General features: G+C 61.3%; 7 protein-coding genes. 2 read left to right on the top strand and 5 right to left on the bottom strand.

What is annotated here, in order from left to right:
* The first annotated feature begins 189 nt into the window (after positions 1-189).
* Positions 190-462 carry a hypothetical protein gene (locus tag P3T25_RS45890; protein WP_429364181.1) on the top strand — a complete coding sequence of 91 codons (273 nt, stop codon included), beginning with the start codon at positions 190-192 and terminating at the stop codon, positions 460-462.
* Positions 463-710: 248 nt separating this feature from the next.
* Here P3T25_RS45890 and P3T25_RS45885 read toward each other — a convergent pair whose 3' ends face one another.
* From P3T25_RS45885 to P3T25_RS45875, 3 genes are read right to left on the bottom strand one after another with little or no spacing between them, the layout of a single operon-like run.
* The gene (locus P3T25_RS45885) at positions 711-1,517 is read right to left on the bottom strand and encodes a sulfite exporter TauE/SafE family protein (RefSeq protein WP_429364179.1); all 807 of its coding nucleotides are present in this window, start codon (positions 1,515-1,517) and stop codon (positions 711-713) included.
* Positions 1,518-1,550: 33 nt separating this feature from the next.
* Positions 1,551-3,218, bottom strand: a complete 1,668-nt coding sequence (locus tag P3T25_RS45880; RefSeq protein WP_429364177.1) for a TIGR01244 family sulfur transferase — start codon at positions 3,216-3,218, stop codon at positions 1,551-1,553.
* 39 nt (positions 3,219-3,257) lie between these two features.
* Positions 3,258-4,145 carry an MBL fold metallo-hydrolase gene (locus P3T25_RS45875; RefSeq protein WP_429364175.1) on the bottom strand — a complete coding sequence of 296 codons (888 nt, stop codon included), beginning with the start codon at positions 4,143-4,145 and terminating at the stop codon, positions 3,258-3,260.
* 291 nt (positions 4,146-4,436) lie between these two features.
* Between P3T25_RS45875 and P3T25_RS45870 the strand changes: the two genes are divergently transcribed.
* Entirely contained in the window at positions 4,437-5,777 is a 1,341-nt protein-coding gene (locus P3T25_RS45870; protein WP_429364185.1) for a sigma-54 interaction domain-containing protein, read from the top strand.
* Between the two features lie 390 nt (positions 5,778-6,167).
* Here the strand turns inward: P3T25_RS45870 and catB are convergent, their stop codons facing one another.
* The gene (gene catB / locus P3T25_RS45865) at positions 6,168-6,809 is read right to left on the bottom strand and encodes a type B chloramphenicol O-acetyltransferase (RefSeq protein ID WP_429364173.1); all 642 of its coding nucleotides are present in this window, start codon (positions 6,807-6,809) and stop codon (positions 6,168-6,170) included.
* A gap of 173 nt (positions 6,810-6,982) precedes the next feature.
* Positions 6,983-7,450, bottom strand: a complete 468-nt coding sequence (locus tag P3T25_RS45860; protein WP_429364171.1) for a hypothetical protein — start codon at positions 7,448-7,450, stop codon at positions 6,983-6,985.
* Between the last annotated feature and the right edge of the window lie 536 nt (positions 7,451-7,986).

The following is a 7,986-nucleotide window of genomic DNA, read 5'->3' as shown; positions in this document are numbered from 1 at the left end:
TGCCCTCAACGAGAATACAGAAGTCATACAAAGGGGTGTCCGTTGGGACGGTCTGCCGTTGCCGGTACTGGTATCCGACGGACCCTTGTCGACCCCGAAGGGACATTCGTTTCGTCCGAAAGGAGACGTTCAGCGCGTCCAGCCCGTGCCACAATGCGCGTGTTTTGTTACCGATGTTCGGGGTTGCCAATGGCTGAGAACGACGAAGGCAAAATAAGCGCGATTGAGAAAGGCGCATTGAACACGCTGGCGATTGGCGTCGGGATTCTCGTGGCGCTAATTACCTGGGGCGCACTGTTTAACTTGCTCATGTACCACAGCCTCTTCCAGCCACGGCATCCCGTGGCTGACGGCGGCGATCTTAGCGGTGGATTTGTGCTGCTCGCGACGCTTCCGGCTCTGTTTATTTTGCTACCCATATGCGTGATCGCAAGTCTCCGGCTCTTTCAAAAGTTGCCATGACAAGGATAGCCGGATGCGCGCCGCGCTCGCCCAAAGGTAGACTGCCGACGATTTCCAGAGCGTTTTCGGATAACCGCTTCATGGCCGAACTCGGTCTGATGCTGAATGGATAAACACGGCGTCGTTGCGCGGCCTGCCTTCGGCTCAATTCGACCCGATTGAGACCTTGAGGTGAGTTTCCCAAGCGTCCGTTCCGAAGTTGACATGAGACGATCGACTGCCACACTTCTAATGTGTCGGCGCCAGGGTCACCTACCCAGTGCGGCTTTTGCCATCAGGCCGAGCGCCACACAGATCAACACGCCTCCGAAACCTATCTGTACGTGCTGCGCGGAGAGACGGTGCGAGGCCAGCCGCCCGGCCACCATGCCGGCCGCTGTCGCCACGCTGAACCACAGCGTCAGCTCGAGCGGTAGCGGCGCGCCGTGCAGGATCGTCGCGACGACACCGCCGCTGCCGACCAGCGCGATCACCATCAGTGACGTGGCGACAATGCCATGCATCGACACGTTGGTCACTTTGCGCAGCAAAGGCACGATGATGAAGCCGCCGCCCACGCCGAGTAGTCCCGTCATCAGCCCGGTCAGCGCGCCGGTTGCAGCGAGTGCGGCCCCGGTGGTCCACGACCAGATCAGCCGGCCGGTATCGGGGTTCATGCGACCGACGCAAAGCCGTGAATCTGCACGGTCCGGCCGCCCGCGCCGCAAAGCCTGTGACAACAGCCTTCCGGCCACCACCAGCATGACGGTGGCAAACAGCGCCAATAGCACGCGTTGCGGTAACGCGTGGGCAAGGCGCACGCCGAGCGAGGTCAGCGACACACCCGCTGCGGCCATGAACAGCGCGGCGCGGTAACGGACGAGCCGCTGCCGGAATGCTTCAAGCGCGCCGATCGCAGCGCTGCCTGCCACGGCAACCAGCGCAACTGGCGTCGCCTGCTGCATCGGCCAGCCCATGCCGGCCACCAGTGCCGGAACTGCGAGGATGCCGCCACCCGCGCCAGTCAGGCCGAGCACCGCGCCAACGATGGCGCCGAGGATAAGTGAAGTCAGCATGAGGAATCCGATAGGTTGTGAGCCACCGCTGCGTTAGCCCACGAGTTCAGGCTGCGCCAGCCACTCGCGCCCCTTGAGCATCCCCTGCCAGTAAAGCGGCGGCAGGATGCGCTCCTTCAGCAACCACGCGAGTCGCGACGGGTGCTTGCCGTCGATCAACCAGGTCGGCAGCGTCGGCGCGACCTTCCCGCCATAGAGGAATTCCGCGAGCACGATCTTGCCGCGTTCGACGGTCAGCGGGCATGATCCATAACCGTCGTATGCTGCCTCGCCCCGGACCTTCCCGAGGGCGGCAAGCACGTTGTGGGCGACGACTGGTGCCTGCTTGCGTGCGGCGGCGGCGGTTTTCGCATTTGGCGTGTTCGCGGCATCGCCGAGCGCGAAGACGTTTGAGTAGGTCTTGTGGCGCAGCGTCGCCTGGTCGACATCGACCCAGCCCGCCTTATCGGCCAGCGAACTGACTCGGATGAAGTCCGGTGCCTTCTGTGGTGGTACCACGTGGATCATGTCGAACTCACTGGTCACCGATTCCACGCTGCCGTTCTCGAGTGTGCGCCTGAATATCGCGCGCTTGGCCGGCCCGTCTATCGCACTCAGGTTGAAGCCGAAGTTCAGCGCGATGTCGTAACGCCTGACGTACTCCATCAATGCCGGGACATAGTCGGCCACGCCGAACAACACAGCCCCGGCATTGAAGAACTGGACATCTATCTGCTCGAGCCGGCCTGAACGCCGCCAGTGATCCGAGGACAGATACATCGCCTTTTGCGGCGCCCCAGCGCATTTGATCGGCATCGGCGGCTGGGTGAACAGCGCGCGGCCACCCCTGAGCTCGCGCACGAGCTGCCAGGTATAGGGAGCAAGATCGTAGCGATAGTTGGACGTCACGCCGTTCTGGCCAAGGGTTTCCGGCAACCCGTCGATAGCATGCCAGTCCAGCTTCAGTCCCGGACAAACGATGAGCTGCCTGTAGCTCACCACCCGGCATCCTTCGAGAACAACCGAATTCTTTTCCGGCTCGAACGCAGCCACCGCGGCCTTGATCCAGTGCACCTTGCGCGGGAGCACGGCGGCCATCTCGCGGGCGGTGGTCTCGGGATCGAACACACCGGCTCCGACCATGGTCCAGCCTGGCTGGTAATAGTGGACGTCGGCGGGGTCGATGATGGCGATGTCGAGGTTGCGCTCGCGCGCGAGCAAGCTCGCGGCTGCCGCCACGCCGGCGGCGCCTGCGCCGATGATCACAATGTCGTGACTGGCCACGGCGACTTCGACGGGAACCTTGCCGCCGTTGGCGATACGCCGCGCCAGCGCAGACAGATCATAGCCTGCTGCCCTGGCAGCGGCGACGATGTCCGGCAACGCCCGGCGAGGCGCTTCGGACAGCGCCCACAGCGTCGCGGCACGCATCCCGGTGCGGCAATAGGCGAGCACCGGCTTCGGCAGTGCCTGCATCAGTTCGCCGAACTGCGCAGCCTCGCCATCGCCGACCTTGCCGGACTCGATTGGCAGGTAGTGGGTCTCGATACCCTGTTCACGGGCCGCCGCCTCGATCTCGCTAAAGTTGGGCTGGTCGGAACCTTCGCCATCGGGGCGATTGCAGACAACGGCGCGGAAGCCACCGTCCGCGATCGCACGCAGGTCGGATGCGGCAATCTGTTGTGATACCGCCAGTTCAGCCGTCAGTTTCTTGATGTCCATCGACTTCTCCTGTTGCTTCTACTCGCTAGGTGCACCGGCTCAGATTGCGTTGAGGGGAATCTTGAGATACGGCACTCCGTTATCTTCCGGATCGGGCATATGTCCGGCGCGCATGTTGACCTGCACCGACGCCAGCATCAGCACCGGCATGTTGAGCGTCGCGTCGCGCGCGGTGCGCATCGCAACGAAGGATTCCTCGCTGATACCGTTGCGTATATGGACGTTGTGTTCGCGCTCCTCGGCTACCGTGCTGACAAACTGCAAAGGCCGCCCGCCTGGCTGGTAGTCGTGGCACATGTACAGCTTCGTGTCCGCCGGCAGGCTCAACACCTTGTTGATTGACCGGTAGAGCGTACGGGCGTCGCCGCCGGGAAAGTCGCAGCGCGCGGTGCCGTAGTCGGGCATGAACAGGGTGTCCCCGACAAAGGCTGCGGTCTGCGCGCCGTCGCTCACCACAAAGGTCATGCAGGCCGGCGTATGGCCCGGGGTATGGATGGCGCGCGCCTGTAACGCTCCGACGGCGAATGTTTCGCCGTCGGAGAGCAGGTGATCGAACTGGCTGCCATCGTGCGCGAATCTCGAGCCGGCGTTGAAAAGCTTGCCGAACACGTCTTGTACGTGTGTCACCTGCGCGCCGATCGCAATCGTTCCGCCGAGTCTTTCCTTGAGGTAGGGCGCGGCGGACAGATGGTCGGCGTGCACGTGGGTTTCGAGAAGCCACTGGACCTTCGCGCCAAGTTCGTGAACGCGCGAGATGAGCTTGTCGGCTGTCGTCGTGGAGGTCCGGCCTGACTTCGGGTCAAAATCAAGGACGCTGTCGATGAGTGCACAGTCGCCCGTGCGGATATCCAGCAACAGGTAGCTGATCGTCCAGGTGCCGGGGTCGAAGAAGCCTTCGACCTGCATAGGGCTCGTGGTATTCAACATCCTCTCCTCAAAAAATGGGGCTTCCAATGCGGCAGGGTCGGGGCAATCAGTACAAGAACCGTGCCATCGTCATTCCCATCTGACTTAAGGCATATAAACTGTTGATTTTCATCAATATTTTTATCTACTCGGATTGGGCGATGCCGTCCTCGGACGGCCAGCAGCGAGCGAAGACTGCCAGTTCTGGCAGTCAGATGGCAGTTATGGCAGTGTCGACGTATAGTGAGGTTTACCGGAGCCGCCGCCGTGAAATCCCCAAAGTCATTCATACCGATCACGCCCGTCGCGACGATGCCGGACGAACCGCCTCGAGCGCTGGATGTCGATGCACTCGTGTCATATCTGGAGCACGACGCTCAACCGATGATCGTGCTCGATCCCGAGTACCGCATCCTTGCCGCCAACACCGCCTATCAACGTCAGTTCGGCGTCGCCAGCCAGCCTCACCTCGGCCGCAAGTGCTACCAGGTTTCGCATCACTACGACGTCCCTTGCGATCAGGCGGGCGAGCACTGTCCGATGAAACGGGCATTTGAACTGCGCGGTCCCGACCGCGTGCTGCATATTCATCACACGCCTCGCGGGCCGGAGCATGTCGATGTCGAGTTGCGGCCGATTTTCAATGCACAGCGGGAGGTGGTGGCATACGTCGAGCGGCTCTCGACGGTGCGCGGCGCATCTGCCAAGCCGAGCGCGGAAGGCCTGGTCGGGCGCTCGACGGCGTTCAACGCGGCGATCTCGGCGCTGCATCGCGTCGCGCCTTCAATGCTGCCGGTCCTGCTCCTCGGAGAGTCCGGCACCGGCAAGGAACTGTTCGCGCGCGCCCTTCATGAGGCAAGCGAGCGAGCGCAACACCCATTTGTCGTTGTCGAGTGCTCCGGCATCACGGAGGCCTTGTTCGAGACCGAACTCTTCGGCTATGAAAAGGGGGCGTTCACTGGCGCAGCCGCGCGCAAACCGGGTCTCGTCGAGACCGCGCAAGGCGGAACGCTGTTTCTCGACGAAATCGGCGATGTGCCACTGTCAATGCAGGTCAAGCTGCTGCGGCTCATCGAGTCCGGCACGTTCCGCCGGGTCGGCGGCATCGAGACCTTGCGCGCGGATTTCCGACTCGTGGCAGCGACGCACAAACCGGTGCGGGAAATGATCGACGACGGCCGGTTCCGCCAGGACCTCTACTACCGCATCAGTGCATTTCCGATTCACCTGCCGGCGGTGCGCGAGCGCCCCGACGATATCGCGCTGCTCGTCGAATCAATACTCCAGCGTATCGATAGCACACAAGGCGTTGCGGGCCGCAAGTTCAGCATTGCATCGGACGCGCTCGCGAGGCTCCATGCCTATTCCTGGCCGGGTAATATCCGGGAACTGCGCAACGTGCTCGACCGCGCCTGCCTGTTGGCCGACGACGGGGTGATCCGGATCGAACATCTGCCGGATGACATGGTGGCGGCGGAGTCGGCGCATCTGGGCAACAGCACGGGCTCACCCTCATTTTCGACACGCGGCGAGCTTACGGATCGTGAGCTTGTACGGTTCGCAGAGGAGTTCTCCGGGACACGCAGCGCGCTCGCTCAACACCTCGGGATGAGTGAACGCACGCTGTATCGTCGACTAAAGACGCGAAGGTGACTGGGCGGAAGGCAAGCCGGGTTTCGATAGACGGTGACAGTGGGGCAGGAAATGCTGGCGCCAACAATGACGTAATGATCATTGCGCTACACCTCGACTATCCGAAAGAAAGTCGGCGATCGCGTGCGACCACAATTCCGATGCACGCCTGGTATCTCATCAACCAAGATCCTCGATTTGCGGGACACGGTTGCGCCGACGTGACAAGCCTCGAACGCACGGTATTACGGTGGGTGTCTCATGTCGCCGCCGAACCGGCCAGTCACCAACGCTACGTGGCTGACCGTAACTGGCCGCTCACTGCCTCATGCGTTCGGCATGTCTCGACCCCGAGGCGACGGGGCGCGTTGTCCAACGCGGGCAATCAGAGGCACTGCCGCGAGCGCTGCATCAGCGTCCGGACAGCGATGATTCCCGCCAGTGCTCATACAGTGCTGCGATATCAGTCGAGCAGAACAACTTCATCGACTTGCCAATCCGTTCGAGCGGCCAGTCCCACCAGTTCATCTCTAGAAGCATTTCAATTTCGCCGTCCGAAAACCGCTTTCGAATCGGCTTCGCTGGATTCCCGCCGACGACCGTATAGGCCTCTACATTCTTCGTTACGAGAGCGCGACTTCCGATCACAGCACCATGACCAATGTGGACGCCTGGCATAATCATCGCCTCGGAACCGATCCAGACATCGCTCCCGACAATCGTGTCGCCGGCAGGTTCGAATGCGTCACAGGCGTCGGCAAACGCAGGCTCTTCCTGCATGTAGAAAAACGGAAATGTGGTGACCCAATCGTTCCGGTGCCCTTGATTGCCCGCCATCATGAACGTGGCGCCACTTCCGATGGAGCAGAAGCTACCGATGATCAGCAGGTCCCCGACTTTGCGATCTGACCCAAGGTAGCGTGCACAGTCATCGAACGGGTGTCCGTGGTAGTAACCAGAGTAGTAGCTGTAACGCCCCACGATGATGTTGGGATTGGTCACCTGCTCGGAAAGCGGCTTCCCCTTGAATGGGCTGTCGAAGTAATTTTCCATAGAGAATCACGGTGGAGTGTGGGTTACGTTCATTTTCTCAGCGCGTGGGTCGCGAGGAAGATTGGTATGAATCCATCCACTGTCGGCGACAACATACCTGAGAGGCGAGTCGCAGTTGGCGTTCCAACGATTCGGACGCGCCGCGCTACCACTCGCCCGCCCTTCTTGATCGCCTAGTGTTGCGCGACGACCGGTTGCTGATCCGTGTGGGTTCTTAACGCTGCGGCAGTTTTCTCTGCCGGGTTTTGGCGTTGTGAAGCGTTTGCGGTGGCTGTCGGTTCGACTGCTCGTTGTGCCACCTCTTCCGCAAGCAGGTTCGCTGCGTGGCGTGCCGTGATGCGGCTTTGCGGAACGCCCTTCGCATCGAGCGCAATCACCTTGTACAACTCGCGGTCGCATTCGAGTTCCTGCTGATATTGCTCCGCCGTGTCCACCAGCAATTCAAGAAGCGTTTGACGACGCCGTCTTTCCTCAAGCGTGATGGAAGGATTCCTACATATCGAGGACGCAAGTGTGATCAAGGTATCCAGTTGAGCCAGGTGCCGGTCGCATAAATCGAAGGCGGACAGCGCAAGCTTTTCGTACTGGAGTGCGTCGACAGGCGGACGTGAAGCGGGTTGATTTTTTGTGGACTTGCTCATGGTGCGATCTCCCTGTTACTTCTTGGATCGCCCGACACTCGCTTGGGAAGGGGGTGAGCGGGCACGTAGCAGGTTAGCAGACCGGGTCGAAAACAAACCGGCGAGCCTTGCGGCTCCCCACCACGGCCCGCCCATAGAAATATAGACGTGCAGAGGCAGACGCACGCCCGCCTGGGCGGGTGTGCGGTTTTCGACTACAGGCTGCTAAACCCGGCCGCCGGGTGTTTCCCGACGACTTGGTAATTATAAGGGAGACCACCAAGGTTGCCTTCAACCTTGTAGGCTAAATGTTTGATCTTGGCCGAATGGATAAGGGGGAGATAGGACGAGGGTGGCGTGTGTTTGACCGAGGCCGCCCTCGCCCATCGGCGCGAGCCCTTCCGCTAACTGCCACTGACTGGACGTTCGTCGTCCCGGCGCACGAACACCCGATCCCAGCTTCAGCGAACACGCACTTTCGCCCCGCTTGAGTCATCCAGAACTCGCTTCCCGCTGTCCGTTTTCGCAGCGGCATGAGACCTCCGCCGAAGACTCAT

Origin of the sequence: Paraburkholderia sp. GAS32, from assembly GCF_050434225.1 — a bacterium.
Lineage (GTDB): Bacteria > Pseudomonadota > Gammaproteobacteria > Burkholderiales > Burkholderiaceae > Paraburkholderia > Paraburkholderia madseniana.
The sequence above is the reverse complement of the archived record's forward strand: the minus strand, read 5'-3'. Positions and strand labels throughout refer to the sequence as shown.